Source organism: Pseudomonas sp. 65/3-MNA-CIBAN-0223 (assembly GCF_040310425.1).
Taxonomy (GTDB): domain Bacteria; phylum Pseudomonadota; class Gammaproteobacteria; order Pseudomonadales; family Pseudomonadaceae; genus Aquipseudomonas; species Aquipseudomonas gregormendelii.
In genome coordinates this window covers 23850-42285 of sequence record NZ_JBEOPV010000011.1, presented here as the reverse complement: position 1 = coordinate 42285, position 18436 = coordinate 23850, and the positions used below count along the sequence as shown (strand labels likewise).

The following is an 18436-nucleotide window of genomic DNA, read 5'->3' as shown; positions in this document are numbered from 1 at the left end:
CCAGCTCGCTCCTAAAGGAACGCTACTCCATGCCCGACGACATCCATTTCTACGAACCTGCCAACGGCCATGGCCTGCCCCACGATCCGTTCAACGCCATCGTCGGGCCGCGGCCCATCGGCTGGATTTCGTCGCAGGATGCCAACGGCCGCCTTAACCTGGCGCCCTACAGTTTTTTCAACGCCTTCAACTACATTCCGCCGATCATCGGGTTCTCCAGCGTCGGGCGCAAAGACAGCTTGAACAATATCGAGCAGACCGGCGAATTCGCCTGGAACCTGGCCACTCGTCCATTGGCCGAGCAGATGAATCAGAGCTGCGCGATGGTCGGGCCTGAGGTCAATGAATTCGAGTTGTCCGGGCTGACACCCGTGGCCTCGAAAGTGATCCAGGTGCCACGGGTCGCTGAAAGCCCGGTGTCCTTTGAATGCAAGGTAACGCAGATCATTCAGCTGCAACGGGCTGACGGCAATGTGGTGCCCAGCTGGCTGATACTCGGCGAAGTGGTGGCCGTGCACATTGCCAAATGGCTGCTCAAGGATGGGGTGTACGACACCGCCGCGGCAGAGCCGATACTGCGCGGCGGCGGGCCGGCGGATTACTTCCAGCTGGGGCCGGAGGCACTGTTCAAGATGTTCCGCCCAGGGGCGACCAGGTAGCTACTGGTCAGATGACTACCAGATCAGTTCGCCGTCTTCGCCGACGCCCTTGAGGTGCGTCAGTTGCATGGCGGCAGCCTCGTCCGCCTCCTTGGCGGTCTTGAAGGTCTGTTCTTCCAGCAGCTTGTTGAAGCGCGGTGCGCCCGAGCTACCGATGGCTTTGGTGGCAATCGCCGCGTAGTAACCGCCCTCGCGGGGGACAACGGCCGATACGGCTTCGAAGGTTTCAAAGGCTTTACGTGCCATGTCGGGCATCCTGGCTGATTGAGAATGCCGTCATTAAACCCTCAACCCGCCATTTTGTGTACCCAGGACTGGGTCTGTCCGAGCGCCTGGGCGGCTGATACTTGCTCGAAGGTATGAAAATCCAGGCTGTTGACCACCAGGTCCTCCACCAACTCAGCAAAAATCTGCATGGCCGGGGTGCTGAAGTAGGCCGTCATGGCCTGTTGATCGAGCCAGAAACCGGACACCAGCCACAACTGCGGATCGCATTGTGAATGTTGCAAGGCGAAGCTCAGGCAGCCCGGTGCAGTAAGCGACGGTTCTATCAGGGCACTGAGACGCGCGCCCAGTTCCACCGAACGCCCGGCACGAGCACGAACAAAGGCCATATGGCTGACGGGGATTTGCGTAGACATGTTCAACCCTCCCAGGTACTCAAGTGGCAGCCGTGGGACGGGCTGCGACAGGATCAAAGGTTAAGCGCGCCCGGGAGAACGCGGTTAGTCGATTCCTGCCGGCTTGTTGCACGATCCTGCCAGGCCTCTCCGGGAACCTGTAACAACCTGTAAATGCTGTCACAGCATTGAAATATGACTTTCGAGCAAGTTTGCCCGGCTAGCGCCCGCCGCCACCGTGAAACACTTGAGCCCGGTGCAGAATCAGGCAAGCATTTCGCAGGATGTGTCTACCGTTGTTCCTTGCACAAATTTAAGCTCTGCTCATCCCACCACTTCGCCGAGGATGCCGTGCATGTCGTCGCTCGATCACTTTGAAGCCCCGCTGGACGCCGACATGGAAAAACAGCGGGCGGAACTGGCCGCTATCATTCGCCGCAACACGCTGGATGATGGCACCTATGCCACGGCCGTCGGCTCGCTGTTCATGTCGCGCCACAGCAAGTCCCACGATTTTGCCCCGGTGCTCGCGCAACCGGCACTGTGCATCATGGCCCAGGGGCGAAAAGAGGTGCGCCTGGCCGATGAGTTTTTCAATTACGACCCACTGAATTACCTGGTGGTGTCGGTCTCGATGCCGCTGAGTGGGCGGGTGGTGAATGTCACTTGCGAAGAACCGATACTGGCCGTGCGGCTGGATATCGACCCGGCGGAAATTACCGCGTTGATTGCCGACGCCGGCCCCCTTGGCGTGCCGACCCGCCCTACGGGGCGCGGCCTGTACGTGGAGCAGATCGATACCGCGATGCTCGACGCCGTGCTGCGCCTGGCCCGCCTGCTCAATTCACCCAAGGACATCGGCATGCTTGCGCCGCTGATTCGCCGCGAGATTCTCTACCGCCTGCTGCGCAGCCCGCAGGGGCATCGCCTGTATGAGATTGCCATTGCCAACAGCCAGAGCCATCGCATCAGCCAGGCGATCAAATGGCTCAATGGCAATTACGAGCAACCGTTGCGCATCGATGACCTGGCCAAGGAAGTAAACCTGAGCGTGTCGACGCTGCATCACCGGTTCAAGGCAATGACCGCGATGAGTCCGCTGCAGTATCAGAAGCAGCTGCGTTTGCAGGAGGCGCGGCGGTTGATGCTGGCCGAAGGGCTGGATGCGTCGGCGGCGGGGTATCGGGTGGGGTATGAGAGCCCGTCGCAGTTCAGCCGGGAATACAGCCGGCTGTTCGGTGCGCCGCCGTTAAGGGATCTGGCGCGGTTGCGGTTGTCGGTGTAATCCAAATAGTGATGGGTGGCCACTGGCCTCATCGCGGGCAAGCCCGCTCCCACAGGTTCTGTGAACACCACAAATCACTGTGGGAGCGGGCTTGCCCGCGATGAGGCCCAAAGGCCGCCATCGAGTCAGGATCAGGCGCCGAGCACCCGGCACGCCTCGGCAGGCAGGGTTACCGACACCGGGTTGCCGATGCTCAGGCCGAAGCCCTGGCAAGGCGTACTCAAGGCAGTAAACGACACCCCCGAACACTCCACCGTGGTTTCAATCGTCGCGCCGATATCGCGCACGAACGTCACCCTGCCCAGCAGACGGTTTCCCGCCGTGGCCTGGGGCTGCGACAGCTGCAGGTCCTCGGGACGAATCAGCATCTTGACCTTCGCCCCCGCCACTATGCTGCTGCAGATCGGCACTTGCAGGGCGTCCCCACCGGGCAAACCGACCTTGCCATTGCCCAGCGCCGTAGCCGGAAAAATGTTGCCCGAGCCGATGAAGTCGGCAACGAACTCGTTGGCCGGATGCCGGTAAATCTCGATGGGCGTCCCTACCTGCTGTACCCGATGCTCGCCCAACACGACGACGATATCGGCCATGGTCATGGCCTCACGCTGGTCGTGGGTGACCATGATGGTGGTGATGTTCAGGCGCTGTTGCAGTTGGCGGATTTCTACCTGCATCGATTCCCGCAGCTTGGCGTCCAGCGCCGACAGCGGTTCATCCAGCAACAGGATTTTCGGGTGTGAGGCAATTGCCCGGGCGATCGCCACGCGCTGGCGTTGCCCGCCGGACAACTTGGACACCGGGCGATCAATCATCTCCTGCAACTGAATCAGCTGCAGCAACTCCACCACCCGCGCCTGTTGATCAGCCTTGCTGACCCCACGCAGCTTCAAAGGGTAAGCGATGTTCTCCCCCACGGTCATGTGCGGAAATAACGCCAGGGATTGGAACACCATGCCGAAATTGCGCAGATGCGCCGGGGTGTGGCCGATGTCTTCACCGTCCAGGCGGATCTCCCCGCCCGAGAGGGTTTCGAGCCCGGCGATCATGCGCAGCAGGGTGGTTTTCCCGCAGCCCGAGGGGCCGAGAAAACACACCAGCTTGCCCTCGGGCAAATGCAGGTTCACATCCTTTACCGCGCAGGCCGAGCCGTAGTGTTTTTCGACGTTTTCCAGAATCAGACCAGTCATGTTGCACCTCAAATCAAAAGGAAACGCCGCCCTCGCCCACCAGCTTCTCCAACGCCCAGATCAGGACGAAGTCGATCAGCACGATAAGCACGGCAAAGGAAAAGACAGTCGGGTCAAGCGATGACACGGTGCGGCTGTACATCCAGATCGGCACGGTCATGACATCGATGGTGTAAAGGAAGTAGGTCACGGTGAACTCGTTGAACGAGACGATGAACGCCAGCAGCATCCCCGCGAGAATTCCCGACTTCATCAACGGCACCACTACGTCAACGATCGCCCGGGTGGGCGACGCGCCGAGCATCTGCGCAGCCTCTTCGACCTCAGTGCCGATGGACAGCATCGCTGCGGTGCAATTCTTCACCACGAAGGGTAATGCCAGGATCACGTGCGCAATCACCAGGCGCGAGGTGGTCATCTGGAACGGCAGGCTGTCGAAAACCAGCAGCAAGGCCAGGCCCAGTACCACCATGGGAAACACCAGCGGCAACGACATCAGTTGCAGCGCCACGGCCTTGCCGCGGAACTCGCAACGGGTCAGCGCATAGGCTGCAGGCACCGCGATGATCGTGGCGAAGACCATGGTCAGGCAAGCCACCATCAGGCTGGTGGTCATGGCTTTGCCCAGGCTCAGCACATCGCTGGAGTCGGGCGAAACAAAGCTGTTCCAGGCGGCCTTGTACCACTGCAGGCTGTAGCTGCTGGGTGGGAAGTCGAGGTTTGAGGCGCCGCTGAATGACATGACGATCATCGTCAGGATCGGCAGCACCGCCAGCAGCAGGATAAAGCCCGACAGCACGCCGGCAAACTTGCCGGTATCGCCCGGCAGTAACGTATGACGCTTGTTGATCACAGTGCTCATTGCGAAGCCTCCATCCTGCGCCGACGCCGGCCAGTGAAATATTCCGACAGGGTCATGATCAGCAGCGTGGTGACAATCAGAACCACCCCGGCTGCGGAGGCGGCGGGCCAGTTCATCAGCGGGGCGATCTGGTCATGGACCATCACCGCCAGCATCGGCACGCGCCGACCACCCAGCAACAGGGGCACTACGAAGCTGCTGGCGTTGTAGGCGAACACCAGCGTTGCGCCGGTGATGATGCCCGGCAGGCTCATCGGCAGCACCACCTGGCGGAACACCTGCAAGCGACTGGCGCCGAGGGTGGCCGCCGCCTCTTCGTAGGTGCGGGCGACTCCGCGCATGGCGCTGGCGATTGGCAGTACGGCCAGCGGGAAGGCGGTTTGCACCAGCCCCATCAGCACGCCGTTCTGGTTGTAGAGCAACATGATCGGACGCTTGATCAGACCCAGGCCCATCAAGGCCTGATTGAGCATTCCGCCAGGCCCGAGGATCACCAGCCAGCCATAACTTTGCAGCAGCAGGTTGACCAGCAAGGGCAGCAACACTGCTGCAAGGAAAATTCGCCGCACCAAGGGGGAGGTCAGGCGTGACATGGTGTAGGCCACCGGGATCGCCAGCACCACGGCAATCGCCGCGCTGATCAACGCCAGGCGCAGGGTCAGCAGCAAGGATTTGAGGTAGTAAGGTTCCAGCAACTGCGCGTAGCTGGCCAGGCTGAAGCCGGTCCATTCCGCGCCTTTGGTGCCCACGCTCATGCGCAGTACCAGCAGGCTGGCGGCAATCAGCACGCCGAGGAACAGCATCGATGGCGTGAGAAAAAGCCAGGCGCGGGCGGTGGGTGACACGCCGCGTTTTGGCGGTGATGCCGCGATGTTGCCGGGGTGGGTCAGGGGTTGGTGTTCCATGGCTAGGGTCTCGTCAATTGCACAGGACGATCTGGTGCACCACCCCGGTAGGAGCGGCCGCTGTCTGCGATCTTTTGATCCTGAAAATCAAAGTCAAAAAATCGCAGCCTGCGGCAGCGCCTGCAGGGGACCGTGCCTTGCAGGTCGTATGGCAGATCAGGAAGAAAAGATTTCCGTGTAGCGACGAATCCATTGGTCATGCACAGAGGCCAGGAAGGCGTTGTCGTGCATGATCGCCTTCTCGGCAATTTGCTCCGGCGTGAGGATGTACGGGCTCTTGCGGGCCTCGGCGGAGATGATCGCCTTGGCGTTGACCGGGCCGTTGTAAATGTCCTCGGCCATCTTGCCCTGCACCAGCGGGTCCAGGGAGTGGTTGATGAAGGCGTAGGCCAGGTCGGTATCGCCGGGGCGATTTTTCGGCATCACCGAGAGCATCAGGTCGGTGTAGAAGCCTTCTTTCATGCCAAAGGTAGCACCCAGGCCGTAGGCCGGATCGCGGATCTGCTTGGGGAAAAAAGCCGGCGCATACAGGCCACCCATGTCCAGGGAACCGGTGCGGAACAGCTCGGCGATCTGGTTCGGGTTCTCGCCCAGCGTCACCACACGGTCCTTGAGCTCTGCGAGCTTCCTGAAGCCCGGCTCGATGTTGTGCTCGTCACCACCGGCCAGTTTGGCGGCGATGATGATCAGGTCCATGGCTTCGGTCCAGTTCGGCGGCGGCAGGAAAATGTTCGGCGACAGGTCGGCGTCCCACAGCGCGGCATAGCTGTCCGGCGCTTGCTGGATGGTGCGGGTGCTGTAGACCAGGCTGTTGCACCAGAGCAGGTATCCAATCCCGTGGCCGTTGGCACCGGTGCGGTATTTTTCCGGCACATCGACCAGGTTGGGAATGCGGTTGAGGTCGGGTTTTTCCAGCAGGTTGGCCGCCGCCAGGCCCTCGGCACCAACGCCAGCCAGGGTGATGATGTCGTACTGCGCACGATCGCCGCCGGCCTTGAGTTTGGCGACCATTTCCGAGGTGCTGCCGGTACGGTCAGCGATGACCTTGCAGCCGTATTTGTCTTCAAAGGTCGCCGCGATGTTGCGCAGCGCGGCCAGGCCGGTGTCGTCGGACCAGGTCAGCAGGCGCAGGGTTTTACCCTGGAAGCGGGTGTCGCTGGCATTGGCCTTGATGAACGGCATGCTCATGGCCGCCGCGGCTACCGAGGCTACGCCCACGGTCTTGATGAATTGACGTCTGTTCAGATCATGCTCGCCCATTACGGACTCCCTTTGTTTTTGTAGGTATAAGGCAGGTCGAAACTGTTGCATCCGCGTCCGGATCAGCGTTATCCCTCGTATTTTCGGGGCTTGGCGGAACCAGCGAGTTCATCCTGAGGTCGTGCAAAACACCTGACTATCGATAAAAACTCATCGAAGCCATGACATCAGCACATGCCTCGACAAGAGGCACGCACTCACCATATTCGAGCGATCAGATGGCTCGAATGACGTGTTTTATTTCCTGGAAAGCCTGCAAGCCCCACGGCCCCAATTCGCGGCCAATGCTGCTCTGCTTGTAACCACCCCAGGCAGCCTGCGCAAAGATCACCTGTGGCGCGTTGATCCACACGAGCCCCGCCTGCAAGGCGTTCGCGACGCGATCCGCCGTTTCGGCATTGCGCGTGACGACACTGGCCACCAGACCGAACTGGCTATCGTTGGCCAGGGCAATCGCCTCGCCTTCGGAGGCGAAACTGCGCACGCAAATGACCGGACCGAAAATCTCTTCACACCAAAGCGCACTGCCCTGGGGCACGTCGGTGAAGATCGTCGGCTGCAAAAAATAGCCTCGTGGAAGGTCCGCCGGGCGATTGCCGCCGCAGATCAGCTTCGCGCCAGCGCTCAAGCCACGGTCGATGTGGCCGAGTACCCGCTGGTATTGCGCCTGATTGACCAGCGCGCCCATTTCCACCGCCGGATCGAACGGGTCCGCCACACGAATGGCTTCGGCACGAGCCTTCAAGCGAATGAGAAACTCATCCGCCAGTTCATCGGCGACCAACACACGGCTGGTGGCCGAACACATTTGTCCGGCATTAAAAAACCCGCCGCCACACGCCACTTCCACCGCCAGCTCAAGGTCGGCATCAGCCAGCACCAGCAACGAGGATTTACCCCCCAGTTCCAGGCTCACGCCCTTGACGGTTTCCGCCGCGCGCTGCATCACCTGCACCCCTACCGCGTTGCTGCCGGTGAAGGAGATCTTGGCGATGCGCGGGTCCGCCGACAGCGGTGCGCCGACAGCCAGCCCAGTGCCGCAGACCAGGTTGAACACGCCCTGGGGCAGACCCGAACGGGCAATGATCGCCGCCAGCTCCAGCTCTGGCAGGGGCGTTACTTCGGACGGTTTGAGCACCACGCAGCAACCGGCGGCAAGGGCCGGCGCGAGCTTCCAGGCGGTGGTGACCATCGGGAAATTCCACGGCACGATAAGGCCGACCACACCGCAAGGTTCCCGGCGTACTCGAGCGCTGAAATCGTCTGTTGGTAACTCGACCGGGCTGTCCTGTTTCGCGTCCAGGCCTTCGGCCAGACCGGCGTAGTACTCGAAAGTGGCGATGACGTCATCGACGTCGATGGCGGCTTCGAACAGTGGCTTGCCGTTATTGCTCGACTGCAAATGCATCAACTGCTCACGACTGGCCTGCGCGCCTGCGGCGATCTTGCGCAGGATCGCACCGCGCTCGGCGCCGCTGGTCTGCGACCAGCTCTGGAAGGCTGCGGCGGCGGCAGTGACGGCTTGATCGACGGCAGCTGAGTCGCCACCATTAACCGTTGTCAGCAGGGCCTCGGTCGACGGATTGATCACCCGCAGATGTTCCGGACCGGCAGACCACTGGCCGTTGATAAACAGGCCGTGCAAAGTTGTCGGCAGGCTCATTTCGACACCGCCTGCATCCATTGCGCCTGATCGATCTCAATCAGGGTCGGGCCCTGCCGGTCAGCAGCGACGCGCAGCGCAGTGCGCAGTTGCTCGACCCCCTTCACCGCTTCGGCGGCACAGCCCAGAGCCTTGGCCACGCCGATGAAATCCGGTGTGTAGATGTCCACGCCCACCGGTTCGATGGCGCGGTTGACCATGTATTTCTTGATCTCTTCGTAGCCCTGGTTATTCCACAGCAGGACGATCACCGGGGTCCGGGCTTCTACGGCGCTGGCCAGTTCCGGCAAGGTGAATTGCAGGCCGCCGTCACCGATCAGGCACACCACCGCAGGACGCGCGCCGCCCTCGATGCTGCCACCGAGCCAGGCACCAATCGCCGCCGGCAAGGCATAGCCGAGGGTGCCGTAGCCGGTGGAGGAATTGAACCAGCGACGCGGGCGCTCCGGGTTGAACGTGAGGTTTCCGGTATACACCGGCTGGGTCGAATCGCCGACAAACACTGCATTCGGCAACTCGTGCAGCACGGTTTCCAGGAAGCGGGTTTGTGCCAGGGTCGGCGCGTCCCAGGTCGCTGCCAGCTCGGCGCGCAGACGCGCAGCACGCACCTGGCCCCAATCGGCACGGCGCTCGGCCAGGGATTTGTGCGAGAGCGCGCTCAACAGTGCCTGCGCGGCGTTGCGCGCATCGGACACCAGCGCGACCTGTGGCGGATAGTTGCGCACGGTCTGGTCGGGGTCGATGTCCACCCGCAACAGTGCACCGGGAATCTCGAAACCACCGGCGAACGTCACGTCGTAATCGGTCTCGGCCAGCTCGGTGCCGATGGCCAGCACAACGTCGGCCTCGGCGACCAGGGCACGGGTGGCGACCAGGCTCTGGGTCGAGCCGATCAGCAACGGATGCGCGGACTCCAGCATGCCCTTGGCATTGATGGTCAGGGCCACGGGCGCATCGAGCAACTCGGCCAGTTCAGTCAGCTCGGCTGCGGCATCAATGGCTCCGCCACCGGCAAGAATCAATGGGCGTTTCGCGCCGGCCAGCAGCGCGGTCATGCGGCTGATCGCGCTCGGCGAAGCACCCGCACGATCAATATTGACCGGCACGCTGGCGAGCAGGTCATCCGCTTCCTCGACCAGCACATCCAGCGGAATTTCGATATGCACCGGGCGCGGACGACCCGCCTGGAACAACGCAAAGGCGCGGGCCAACACGCCTGGCAGCTCGGCCGCCGACATCAGCGTATGGGAAAACGCCGCCACCCCGGCCACCAGCGCGCTCTGGTTTGGCAGCTCGTGAAGCTTGCCCCGGCCACCGCCCAACTGGCTGCGCGATTGCACGCTGGAGATCACCAGCATCGGGATCGAATCGGCGTAGGCCTGCCCCATGGCAGTGGTGATGTTGGTCATGCCAGGGCCGGTGATGATGAAGCACACACCGGGCTTGCCGCTGGTGCGCGCATAGCCGTCAGCCATGAAACCGGCGCCCTGCTCATGACGCGGAGTGACGTGGTTGATGCTCGAACGGGCCAGCCCGCGGTACAGCTCCACGGTGTGAACCCCGGGAATGCCGAACACCTGCTCGACCCCGTAACCTTCGAGTAACTTGACCAATACTTCGCCACACGTCGCCATGTCATTGCCCTTCCTGTTCGTTTGAGACGCCGGACCTGCGCAGTGTTTATGATGCGTGGGCAGGTCCAGGGATGGCCTCATTGGAACGGGCGACACGTCGCCTCAACAATGGATAAAAAGTCATACTAGCCATGTCCTTACGTCATACCTTGGATCCCCATGAAACGATTGCCTCCCCTGCCGGCGCTGCACACTTTTCTGATCACCGCGCAGTGCTGCAACTTCACCCGTGCCGCCGAGCAGTTGCACATCACCCAGGGCGCGGTGAGCCGGCAAGTCGCCGGGCTGGAGGATCATCTGGGTTATGAGCTGTTCATTCGCCAGGCCCGGGGCCTGGAGTTGACGGCGCAGGGGCGCGAATGGCTGCCGCGGGTGCAGAAGATTTTCCGCTTGATCGACGAAGCCGTGGACCAGATCGGTGAGACGCGCGAGACCCTGCAGTTGAAGGCGCCGACCTGCGTCATGCGCTGGTTGCTGCCACGGCTGTTGCAGTGGCAAAGGGAGCGTCCGGACGTGCCGGTAGAGTTGACCACCACGGTGAAGCACGGAGTGGATTTTCATCGCGAACAGTTCGACGCCGCAGTGATGTACGGAGCGCTACCGGACAATGCGCTGGCCTCCCTGCACCTGTTCGACGAACAACTGACCCCGGTCTGCTCCAGGCCGCTGCTCGAAGGCCCGGTACCGTTGCAGTCCCCGGATGACCTGCAACAGCATTTGCTGTTGCACCCCACCCGGGACGAACGCGACTGGAAAGCCTGGCTGGCCAGCGCCGGGATACGCTTGAACAACGTGGGCAAGGGCCAGCATTTCGAAACCCTGGACCTGGCCATGTCGATGGCGTCCCAAGGGACGGGCGTGGCGATTGGAGACTGGTCGCTGATCGGGGATGACCTGAGCGCGGGCAGGCTGGTGATGCCCTTCGCGCTGAAGGTTAAAACCGGTCTGGCCTACTACCTGGTGTTCCCGCAGAAACCCGAGCCGTCGCCCAAGCTGCGCGAGCTGATGGGGTGGTTGGTGGAGCAGGCTCAGTCGCGGTAACGCAAAAGCCGGCAGGAGCTGCGTAGGAGCTGTCGAGTGAAACGAGGCTGCGATCTTTTGGCGTCTAAAATCAAGATCAAGATCAAGATCAAGATCAAGATCAAGATCAAGATCAAGATCAAGATCAAGATCAAGATCAAGATCAAAAGATCGCAGCCTCGTTTCTCTCGGCAGCTCCTACAGGTGCAAGGGTTAGCGTATTACCACTGCATCTCACCCTTGGCGACCTTGGCACTGAGCTCCAGCGAACTCTCTTCGCCCAGGGTCGGGTAACGTTTTTTCATGGCGGCGATCAGCGCAACCGAGTCCTTGGCCTTGGCGGTTTCTTCGTCGAAGGCCCGGATATAGTCAGCGGTAAACTGCACAGCCGCCAGCGACCGGGTGCTCTCGCCCAGGTAATGGCCGGGCACCAAAGTCTGCGGCTTAAGCGTCTCGATGGACTGCAGCGTCGCCAGCCAATCGGCATGGGACTGTGGGGTTTGGGTGTCGGCCATCCACACATGGATGTTCTGCGCCACCACCACGCCGCCTACGACCGCCTTGATCGACGGGATCCACACGAAGCTGCGATCCGGTTGCCTGCCGTCGAGGCCGATCACCTGCAGTTTGTGCCCCTCAAGCATCAGGCTGTCGCCCTTGAGCACCTGCGGGACGATGGTTTTGGCCGGCACATCCGCACCCATTTTCGGCCCCCAGAAGGCCAGTTTTGCGTCGACCGTCTGCGTGATGTGATCCACAGTCGCCTGCGACGCCAGCACCCGGGCTTTCGGAAACGCGGCGGTCAGGGTGTCGAGGCCAAAGTAGTAATCGGGATCACCGTGGCTGATGTAGATCGTGGTCAGTTGCTTGCCGCTGGTGCGAATTTTCTGCACCACTTGTTCGGCCTGGGATTTGCCGAATTGCGCGTCCACCAGCACCGCGTCTTTCTCGCCGCTGACGAGCACCGAACTGACCGGGAAAATAGCCTCGGTACCCGGGTTGTAGACGTCCAGCGTAAGGGGCGCCGCGAGGGCGTGGGCTGCCAGGCCGAACGTGACGCTGGCCAGCAGAATACGTTTGAGGGAAGTGAAACCGATCATGTAGGGCTCCGATGCCGATTGCCGTATGTGGCGATGCGACAGAGCTTAGTTGCCTGCACTGGTACAAAAAATGCGATGCTGCGACATAGTTTGTTTCTAAAATCGGGCAAATCATGGATCGACTTCAAGCAATGCGGGTGTTCGTCTCGGTGGTCGACCTCGGCAGCCAGTCGGCTGCAGCCGATCAACTGGACCTTTCGCGGCCGGTGGTCTCACGTTATCTGGCGGAGCTGGAGGATTGGGTCGGCGCGCGGCTGATGCACCGTACCACGCGCAAACTGAGCCTGACGGCGGCGGGCAGCGAGATACTGCCGCGCTGTCGGCAAATGCTCGAGCTGTCCAGCGACATGCAGGCGGCGGTCACCGAGCCGGACGAGGCGCCCCGCGGTTTGCTGCGCATCAGCGTCAGCACCTCGTTCGGCCAGGCGCAATTGGCGGACGCCATGGCGGCGTTCGTCAAGCGCTACCCTGGCGTCAGCATCGACCTGCAGATGCTCGATCGCACGGTCAACCTGGTGGACGAACGCATCGACCTGGCCATCCGCACCAGCAACGACCTGGACCCGAACCTGATCGCGCGGCGGCTCACAGTTTGCCGTTCAGTCATCTGCGCCTCCCCGGCGTATCTGCACGAGCACCCGGCGCCGCAGCGGGTCGAGGAGTTGAGCGAACACAATTGCCTGACCCACTCCTACTTCGGCAAAAGCCTCTGGCACTTCGAGCAGGACGGCGAGTCGCAGTCGGTGACGGTGCAGGGCAACATCAGCGCCAACGAGGCAAGCACCCTGCTGCGCGCCACCCTGGCCGGCGCCGGGGTGGCGATGTTGCCGAGCTACCAGGCGGGCGTGCACATTGTCAGTGGCGAGTTGATCCGCTTGTTACCCCAAGCCGAACCGCGGCAGATGAACATCTACGCGGTGTACGCGTCCCGCAAGCACATGCCGACGACGTTGCGCTGCATGCTGGATTTCCTGGTGCTGCGGTTTCCGCAAGAGCCGGTGTGGGATGTCGAGTTGGATCGACTGTAGGGGCTGGCGGGGGCTTGGGGGGCAGTTGGGGGGGCTTTTGATCGGAGGATCTGTTGATTTTCAGCTGTGGGTGGCGCTCTTTGGAAGATCAAAAGCAAATACAAGATCAAAAGATCGCAGCCTTCGGCAGCTCCTACTATGCTCAACGTAGTACCCCCGGGTAGTCGTTCAGAGGTGAGCGCCATGAACATCAAAACAAGAAGATACCTCGCCATTTTCGTCACCTGCGCAGCAACGTTGGCGCTTTATGGCACCGCTGCGTGGCGGGTCGAACAGCTGCGGCAACTGCCCCGCGATTTTGCGAGCTGCAACTTCGAGCGCTGTATTCCCCACAACGCCACCCTCAACGCCCTTCGCTGACGAAAGGCGTCAGGTTTCGTTGTCCTGATCGGCCTTTAAACGGTCGCGAAACGCCTTGGGCGAAATGCCTACCCGACGTCGAAAAAGCCGGGTGAAATTGGTTGGATCGGAAAACCCCAACACGTCGGACATCTCGTAGATCGTCATGCTGGTATAGGTCAGCAGGCGCTTGGCTTCGAGCAGTTGGCGCTCGTGCATGATCTGCAGCGCCGGTTGCCCGGCCAACTCGCGGCAAGTGCCGTTGAGGTGGGAAACAGAGATGCCCAGCCGATGCGCCAGGTCTTCAACCTTGACATGCTGGCGATAGGTTTCTTCCACCAGCTGAATAAAGCCGTTCAGGTACTCGCGCGCCCGCTGCGGACGCTGACTGGCAGACCGTCGCCGCAGGGCCTGGCGGCTGGCCCAGACCATGATCACGCTGACCAGCGAATGCATGAGCATTTCCCGCGCCGGTTGATGACCGGTGTACTCGTCCTGCAGCGCAGTAAACAGGCTGTTTAGATATTCACTGTCCTTGCCCGCCGGATAACTCTCGGCCTGGCCCAGGGCATTCATCGAACTGCCCAGCTGCGCCTGCAGGTGCGCGACCAGCGGCGCAGCCAGCGTGACGATAAACCCTTCGACGTCCTCGGAAAAACGAAAGCCGTGCACGGATAAAGGCGGCAGGATCTGGATCGCCGACTCTGTGAGCAGTGTGCGTTGCCCTTCGATCTCAAGCTCTGCCTGACCTTGGAAGACGAAGAGCAACTGGCACAAATCAGCGTGGCGATGGGGCTTGATTTCCCACTGATGCTCACGGCTGCGTTTGGATATGGTTTCACAATGCAACAGATCCGGGGTGGGCCAGTCCAGGCTTTCTCCGTAAAGCTTGAACACCGGAATGGAAGGCAGGGCAGGCTTGTTCATAACTTCAATCAGGCCTCGGAGATGGTAGCGGGCGATAATCGCACCGATTGGCAGAATGTACAGGTATCGGCTCAGTTTTCACCTTCAATTGACAGACTCGCAAGTGAAAAATGCAAGCACTCGATCCATAACAATTACTCACCGGCCCTGGCCGAGTGCAGCTTGCGAGCCATAAAAACAATGAAAACGCTGAAAACCCAAGTCGCCATCATTGGTGCAGGTCCATCCGGATTGCTCCTCGGCCAGCTGCTGCACAACGCCGGAATCGACACCCTCATCCTGGAACGCCAGACCCCGGACTACGTCCTCGGGCGCATCCGTGCCGGGGTGCTTGAACAGGGCATGGTAGAGCTGCTGCGCAAGGCCGGTGCGGGACAACGCATGGATGCCGAAGGGCTGATCCACAACGGCTTTGAATTGTCGCTCGACGGTCGCCAGGTGCACATCGATCTGCACGCCCTTACCGGCGGAAAAACCGTGATGATCTACGGCCAGACCGAAGTCACTCGCGACCTGATGGCCGCTCGTCAGATTGCAGGCGCCACGACCCTCTACGGCGTCGAGAACGTCGTTCCCCATGCAATGAAGACCGCTGAACCCTTCGTCACGTTTGAAAAAGACGGCGAGAGCTATCGACTCGACTGCGACTACATCGCCGGCTGCGACGGCTTCCATGGCGTGGCGCGGCAATCGATCCCGGCCGACAGCCTGAAGATTTTCGAACGGGTTTATCCGTTCGGCTGGCTGGGCATCCTCGCCGACACCCCGCCGGTGCACGAAGAGCTGGTCTATGCCCGCCATCCACGCGGGTTCGCCCTGTGCAGCATGCGCTCGTCAACCCGCACCCGTTATTACCTGCAGGTGCCCACCGGGGAGACGGTGGAGCAATGGTCCGATCAGCGATTCTGGGAGGAGCTCAAATCCCGTCTGCCAGCGGAATTGGCCGAAACGCTGGTCACCGGGCCGTCCATTGAGAAAAGCATCGCGCCGCTGCGCAGTTTTGTGGTCGAGCCGATGCAGTACGGGCGACTGTTTCTGGTCGGCGACGCCGCGCACATCGTCCCACCCACAGGAGCCAAAGGCCTGAACCTGGCGGCCAGCGATGTCAGTACGCTGTTTGATATTTTGCTGAAGGTGTACCGCGAAGACCGCCTCGATCTGTTGGAGAAGTACTCGCAAATTTGCCTGCGACGGGTCTGGAAGGCCGAGCGTTTTTCCTGGTGGATGACGTCGATGCTGCACCGCTTCGACGACCACGACGGTTTCAGCCAGCGCATCGCCGAATCAGAGCTGGCGTACTTCGTCGATTCCGAAGCCGGTCGCAAGACCATTGCAGAAAATTACGTCGGCCTTCCCTACGAGCCTATCGAATAGCCTGCTATCGACTTACACTGGCGAGCATTCCCGCTCGCCTCTTGCCTGCGGATCATCCATTGCCGCAGGTTTTACCGTGACCCACCTCACCCAGCCCGACGCGCCGAAACCGGCGATTCGCAGCGTGCTGATTGCCCTGATGCTGGCGATCTTCCTTGGCGCGCTGGACCAGACCATCGTGGCAGTCTCGATGCCGGCCATCTCCGCACAATTCAAGGATGTCAGCCTGCTGGCCTGGGTGATTTCCGGGTACATGGTGGCCATGACGGTGGCCGTACCGATCTACGGCAAGCTCGGCGACCTGTACGGGCGCCGCAAGTTGATGCTGTTCGGCATGGGGCTGTTCACGCTGGCTTCGCTGTTCTGCGGTATGGCCCAGAGCATGGAGCAGTTGGTCCTGGCGCGAATTCTCCAGGGCATTGGTGCCGGGGGAATGATTTCGGTCAGCCAGGCGATCATCGGCGACATCGTGCCGCCGCGCGAACGCGGTCGCTACCAGGGGTATTTCAGTAGCATGTACGCGGTGGCGAGTGTCGCCGGACCGGTGCTGGGTGGCTACATGACCGAGTACCTGTCGTGGCGCTGGGTGTTCCTGATCAATCTGCCGCTGGGGGTGGGCGCCCTGGTGGTCGCTCATCGCACCCTGGTCGGTCTGCCGGTGCCGCAGCGCAAACCGGTGATCGATTACCTTGGCACCGTGCTGATGATTATCGGCCTGACGGCCTTGCTGCTCGGCATTACCGAAGTCGGCCAGGGCCATGCCTGGAACAGCCTCGAAGTCATGGGGCTGCTCGCGTGTGCGGTAGTGATACTGGGGCTGTTCGTCTGGCACGAACGCCGGGCGCGGGAACCGTTGCTGCCGATGCACCTGTTTGCCAACCGCAATGCCCTGCTCTGCTGGTGCACGATTTTCTTCACCAGTTTCCAGGCGATCTCGCTGATCGTCCTGATGCCCCTGCGCTTTCAGAGCGTCACCGGTGCAGGCGCCGACAGTGCCGCCCTGCACCTGTTACCGCTGGCCATGGGGCTGCCGATAGGCGCCTATTTTGCCGGTCGTCGCACCTCGGTGACCGGACGCTACAAACCGATGATCCTGACCGGCGCGGCGCTGATGCCGATTTCAATTCTCGGCATGGCGTTCAGCCCGCCCCAGGCGATGATCTGGAGCAGCCTGTTCATGTTGCTCAGTGGTATTGCGGGCGGCATGCAATTCCCGACCTCGCTGGTGGGGACGCAAAATTCGGTAGAACAGCGGGACATTGGCGTGGCCACCAGCACGACCAATTTGTTCCGCTCCCTGGGTGGCGCGGTGGGGGTAGCCTTGATGTCGGCATTGCTGCTGGCGCTGTTGCAGGACTCAAGCTTCGCCCACCTGGGCAGCTCGACGCTGATTGGCGAAGGCGGTTCGGGAAATGTCCTGCTGGACGGTTTGAACGCCGCGCCGGGGGATGCGCAAAATGCCCTGCGGGCAGAGTTGCTGCTGACGTTTCGGCACTTGCTGATGGTCAGTGCGGCGGTGTCACTGCTGGGGTTGGCGGCAGCGATTGCAATGCCGAACATGATGTTGCGGGGGCGCGAGGACAAGGTTCGTTAACACAAAGATCGCAGCTTGCGCAGGAGCTGCCGAAGGCTGCGATCTTTTGATCTTTTGATCTTATGGGCTGTAATAACCCACAGCCACCAGGAAATGCCCGACCTTTTTCAGGTACGCATGCTTGGCCTCAACCTTGCCAGTCACCGGGTTCTTCCAGCGATATTCGTATTCGCCATAATCCTGTTTGGCAATCAACGCCAGGATCGGCTCGCCCACCGGCTTGCCTTCGGGATCCTTGATCTTGCTGAAGTCGGTGTTGATCAAGCGCAGGTTGGTGCCATGGGCAACGTAACGACCGGTGTCCAGGTCCACCACGAATACATACAGGTCATCCTGCAGGTACCCGCCCTTGAGCGAATTGATCGCGGTCAGGGTGCCTTTCTCATCCTTGGCCAGATCGCCGGCCGCCTTGTTCAGCAACGCCATGGCCTGCTCCGCTGACGCGCGAGGCAGGTAATAGCCCACTGCCAGAATGCGCTGGCCGACACGCTGGTAGAACACGTGCTTGCGCTCGACCTTGCCGTCGGACCAGTTCTGCCAGCGATATTCGGCCTGCTGAATGCCGTTGCCCTCAGGCACTTTCAACGCGTCCTTGAAGGCTTTCTGCAAATCCGGCCCGAGCACATCCGATACATCCCGCCCGATCAACGCCGAAGAAGGCCCGCCGCTGGCGAGCATGACGCCCTTGGTGTCGACCACGAACACATAACGGTCCTTGTCGACAAACTCCCCCTGGCGACTGAATGCGGCAAACGCCTTGTCGCCATTCTCATGGTAGTAGGCCAAGGCCTTTTCCAGCAGAGCCTTGGCGGCCTGGCTGTCGTCTTTTTCCGTGCCGGCCGCCTGTGCCTGGCCAAGGCCTAACAACAGCAGCCCCCCCAGTAACATCAATTTATGCCAAACCCCCATTGCGCGTTCCTCATTCCTGTTGGTGTTCAAGCAGCGTAGACGAGCACAGCCGCCAAGGAGCGCACGGCGT

Annotated in this window: 18 protein-coding genes; 7 read left to right on the top strand and 11 right to left on the bottom strand. The window is 61.2% G+C overall.

Annotated elements, in window-relative coordinates:
* Positions 1-29: 29 nt before the first annotated feature.
* Entirely contained in the window at positions 30-659 is a 630-nt protein-coding gene (locus AAEZ09_RS15340; protein WP_045058270.1) for a flavin reductase family protein, read from the top strand.
* Positions 660-674: 15 nt separating this feature from the next.
* Here AAEZ09_RS15340 and AAEZ09_RS15335 read toward each other — a convergent pair whose 3' ends face one another.
* A complete protein-coding gene (locus AAEZ09_RS15335; protein WP_045058271.1) occupies positions 675-905 on the bottom strand; it encodes a hypothetical protein in 231 nt (76 codons plus the stop codon).
* Between the two features lie 41 nt (positions 906-946).
* Positions 947-1300, bottom strand: coding sequence for a putative quinol monooxygenase (locus AAEZ09_RS15330; RefSeq protein WP_045058272.1), 354 nt, complete (start codon positions 1298-1300; stop codon positions 947-949).
* Between the two features lie 334 nt (positions 1301-1634).
* On the opposite strand from AAEZ09_RS15330, the gene AAEZ09_RS15325 reads away from it, so the two are divergent.
* A complete protein-coding gene (locus AAEZ09_RS15325) occupies positions 1635-2564 on the top strand; it encodes an AraC family transcriptional regulator (protein WP_205891682.1) in 930 nt (309 codons plus the stop codon).
* Positions 2565-2695: 131 nt separating this feature from the next.
* Here the strand turns inward: AAEZ09_RS15325 and AAEZ09_RS15320 are convergent, their stop codons facing one another.
* The 6 genes from AAEZ09_RS15320 to AAEZ09_RS15295 all read right to left on the bottom strand — a co-directional run bounded on the left by AAEZ09_RS15320 (position 2696) and on the right by AAEZ09_RS15295 (position 10075).
* Positions 2696-3751, bottom strand: a complete 1056-nt coding sequence (locus AAEZ09_RS15320) for an ABC transporter ATP-binding protein (RefSeq protein WP_045058274.1) — start codon at positions 3749-3751, stop codon at positions 2696-2698.
* A 13-nt stretch (positions 3752-3764) separates the two neighbouring features.
* Positions 3765-4613, bottom strand: coding sequence for an ABC transporter permease (locus AAEZ09_RS15315; RefSeq protein WP_045058275.1), 849 nt, complete (start codon positions 4611-4613; stop codon positions 3765-3767).
* Entirely contained in the window at positions 4610-5518 is a 909-nt protein-coding gene (locus AAEZ09_RS15310; RefSeq protein WP_350599933.1) for an ABC transporter permease, read from the bottom strand. The genes AAEZ09_RS15315 and AAEZ09_RS15310 overlap by 4 nt, the downstream gene beginning before the upstream one ends.
* A gap of 156 nt (positions 5519-5674) precedes the next feature.
* Positions 5675-6778, bottom strand: a complete 1104-nt coding sequence (locus AAEZ09_RS15305; protein WP_205891680.1) for an extracellular solute-binding protein — start codon at positions 6776-6778, stop codon at positions 5675-5677.
* Between the two features lie 214 nt (positions 6779-6992).
* A complete protein-coding gene (locus AAEZ09_RS15300) occupies positions 6993-8441 on the bottom strand; it encodes an aldehyde dehydrogenase family protein (RefSeq protein ID WP_350599932.1) in 1449 nt (482 codons plus the stop codon).
* The gene (locus AAEZ09_RS15295; protein WP_205891678.1) at positions 8438-10075 is read right to left on the bottom strand and encodes a 5-guanidino-2-oxopentanoate decarboxylase; all 1638 of its coding nucleotides are present in this window, start codon (positions 10073-10075) and stop codon (positions 8438-8440) included. Before AAEZ09_RS15295 ends, AAEZ09_RS15300 begins: the two co-directional genes overlap by 4 nt.
* 159 nt (positions 10076-10234) lie before the next feature.
* On the opposite strand from AAEZ09_RS15295, the gene AAEZ09_RS15290 reads away from it, so the two are divergent.
* Positions 10235-11116, top strand: coding sequence for a LysR substrate-binding domain-containing protein (locus AAEZ09_RS15290; RefSeq protein WP_045058280.1), 882 nt, complete (start codon positions 10235-10237; stop codon positions 11114-11116).
* A gap of 200 nt (positions 11117-11316) precedes the next feature.
* Here AAEZ09_RS15290 and AAEZ09_RS15285 read toward each other — a convergent pair whose 3' ends face one another.
* Entirely contained in the window at positions 11317-12195 is an 879-nt protein-coding gene (locus AAEZ09_RS15285) for an MBL fold metallo-hydrolase (protein WP_350599930.1), read from the bottom strand.
* A 113-nt stretch (positions 12196-12308) separates the two neighbouring features.
* Between AAEZ09_RS15285 and AAEZ09_RS15280 the strand changes: the two genes are divergently transcribed.
* On the top strand, positions 12309-13223 hold the full coding sequence (locus tag AAEZ09_RS15280) for a LysR family transcriptional regulator (protein ID WP_205891676.1): 915 nt from the start codon (positions 12309-12311) through the stop codon (positions 13221-13223).
* A 183-nt stretch (positions 13224-13406) separates the two neighbouring features.
* Positions 13407-13583: a hypothetical protein gene (locus tag AAEZ09_RS15275; RefSeq protein WP_163019474.1), complete on the top strand. Its 177-nt coding sequence runs from the start codon at positions 13407-13409 to the stop codon at positions 13581-13583.
* A 9-nt stretch (positions 13584-13592) separates the two neighbouring features.
* On the opposite strand, the gene AAEZ09_RS15270 is transcribed toward AAEZ09_RS15275, so the two are convergent.
* Positions 13593-14489 carry a helix-turn-helix domain-containing protein gene (locus tag AAEZ09_RS15270; RefSeq protein ID WP_350599928.1) on the bottom strand — a complete coding sequence of 299 codons (897 nt, stop codon included), beginning with the start codon at positions 14487-14489 and terminating at the stop codon, positions 13593-13595.
* A 180-nt stretch (positions 14490-14669) separates the two neighbouring features.
* Here AAEZ09_RS15270 and pobA point away from each other — a divergent pair, with 180 nt between their 5' ends.
* Both pobA and AAEZ09_RS15260 read left to right on the top strand, forming a co-directional pair.
* The gene (gene pobA / locus AAEZ09_RS15265) at positions 14670-15863 is read left to right on the top strand and encodes a 4-hydroxybenzoate 3-monooxygenase (protein ID WP_350599926.1); all 1194 of its coding nucleotides are present in this window, start codon (positions 14670-14672) and stop codon (positions 15861-15863) included.
* A gap of 76 nt (positions 15864-15939) precedes the next feature.
* A complete protein-coding gene (locus tag AAEZ09_RS15260) occupies positions 15940-17457 on the top strand; it encodes a DHA2 family efflux MFS transporter permease subunit (protein ID WP_205891674.1) in 1518 nt (505 codons plus the stop codon).
* A gap of 60 nt (positions 17458-17517) precedes the next feature.
* Here AAEZ09_RS15260 and AAEZ09_RS15255 read toward each other — a convergent pair whose 3' ends face one another.
* Positions 17518-18366: a cache domain-containing protein gene (locus tag AAEZ09_RS15255; RefSeq protein ID WP_122840101.1), complete on the bottom strand. Its 849-nt coding sequence runs from the start codon at positions 18364-18366 to the stop codon at positions 17518-17520.
* Positions 18367-18436 lie beyond the last annotated feature (70 nt).

Coding starts and splice junctions, on each gene's coding strand:
- AAEZ09_RS15335 (WP_045058271.1), bottom strand. CDS start 905: ATGGCACGTAAAGCCTTTGAAACCTTCGAAGCCGTATCGGCCGTTGTC.
- AAEZ09_RS15290 (WP_045058280.1), top strand. CDS start 10,235: ATGAAACGATTGCCTCCCCTGCCGGCGCTGCACACTTTTCTGATCACC.
- AAEZ09_RS15275 (WP_163019474.1), top strand. CDS start 13,407: ATGAACATCAAAACAAGAAGATACCTCGCCATTTTCGTCACCTGCGCA.
- AAEZ09_RS15320 (WP_045058274.1), bottom strand. CDS start 3,751: ATGACTGGTCTGATTCTGGAAAACGTCGAAAAACACTACGGCTCGGCC.
- AAEZ09_RS15280 (WP_205891676.1), top strand. CDS start 12,309: ATGGATCGACTTCAAGCAATGCGGGTGTTCGTCTCGGTGGTCGACCTC.
- AAEZ09_RS15325 (WP_205891682.1), top strand. CDS start 1,635: ATGTCGTCGCTCGATCACTTTGAAGCCCCGCTGGACGCCGACATGGAA.
- AAEZ09_RS15295 (WP_205891678.1), bottom strand. CDS start 10,075: ATGGCGACGTGTGGCGAAGTATTGGTCAAGTTACTCGAAGGTTACGGG.
- AAEZ09_RS15330 (WP_045058272.1), bottom strand. CDS start 1,300: ATGTCTACGCAAATCCCCGTCAGCCATATGGCCTTTGTTCGTGCTCGT.
- AAEZ09_RS15270 (WP_350599928.1), bottom strand. CDS start 14,489: ATGAACAAGCCTGCCCTGCCTTCCATTCCGGTGTTCAAGCTTTACGGA.
- AAEZ09_RS15315 (WP_045058275.1), bottom strand. CDS start 4,613: ATGAGCACTGTGATCAACAAGCGTCATACGTTACTGCCGGGCGATACC.
- AAEZ09_RS15340 (WP_045058270.1), top strand. CDS start 30: ATGCCCGACGACATCCATTTCTACGAACCTGCCAACGGCCATGGCCTG.
- AAEZ09_RS15305 (WP_205891680.1), bottom strand. CDS start 6,778: ATGGGCGAGCATGATCTGAACAGACGTCAATTCATCAAGACCGTGGGC.
- pobA (WP_350599926.1), top strand. CDS start 14,670: ATGAAAACGCTGAAAACCCAAGTCGCCATCATTGGTGCAGGTCCATCC.
- AAEZ09_RS15255 (WP_122840101.1), bottom strand. CDS start 18,366: ATGGGGGTTTGGCATAAATTGATGTTACTGGGGGGGCTGCTGTTGTTA.
- AAEZ09_RS15285 (WP_350599930.1), bottom strand. CDS start 12,195: ATGATCGGTTTCACTTCCCTCAAACGTATTCTGCTGGCCAGCGTCACG.
- AAEZ09_RS15310 (WP_350599933.1), bottom strand. CDS start 5,518: ATGGAACACCAACCCCTGACCCACCCCGGCAACATCGCGGCATCACCG.
- AAEZ09_RS15300 (WP_350599932.1), bottom strand. CDS start 8,441: ATGAGCCTGCCGACAACTTTGCACGGCCTGTTTATCAACGGCCAGTGG.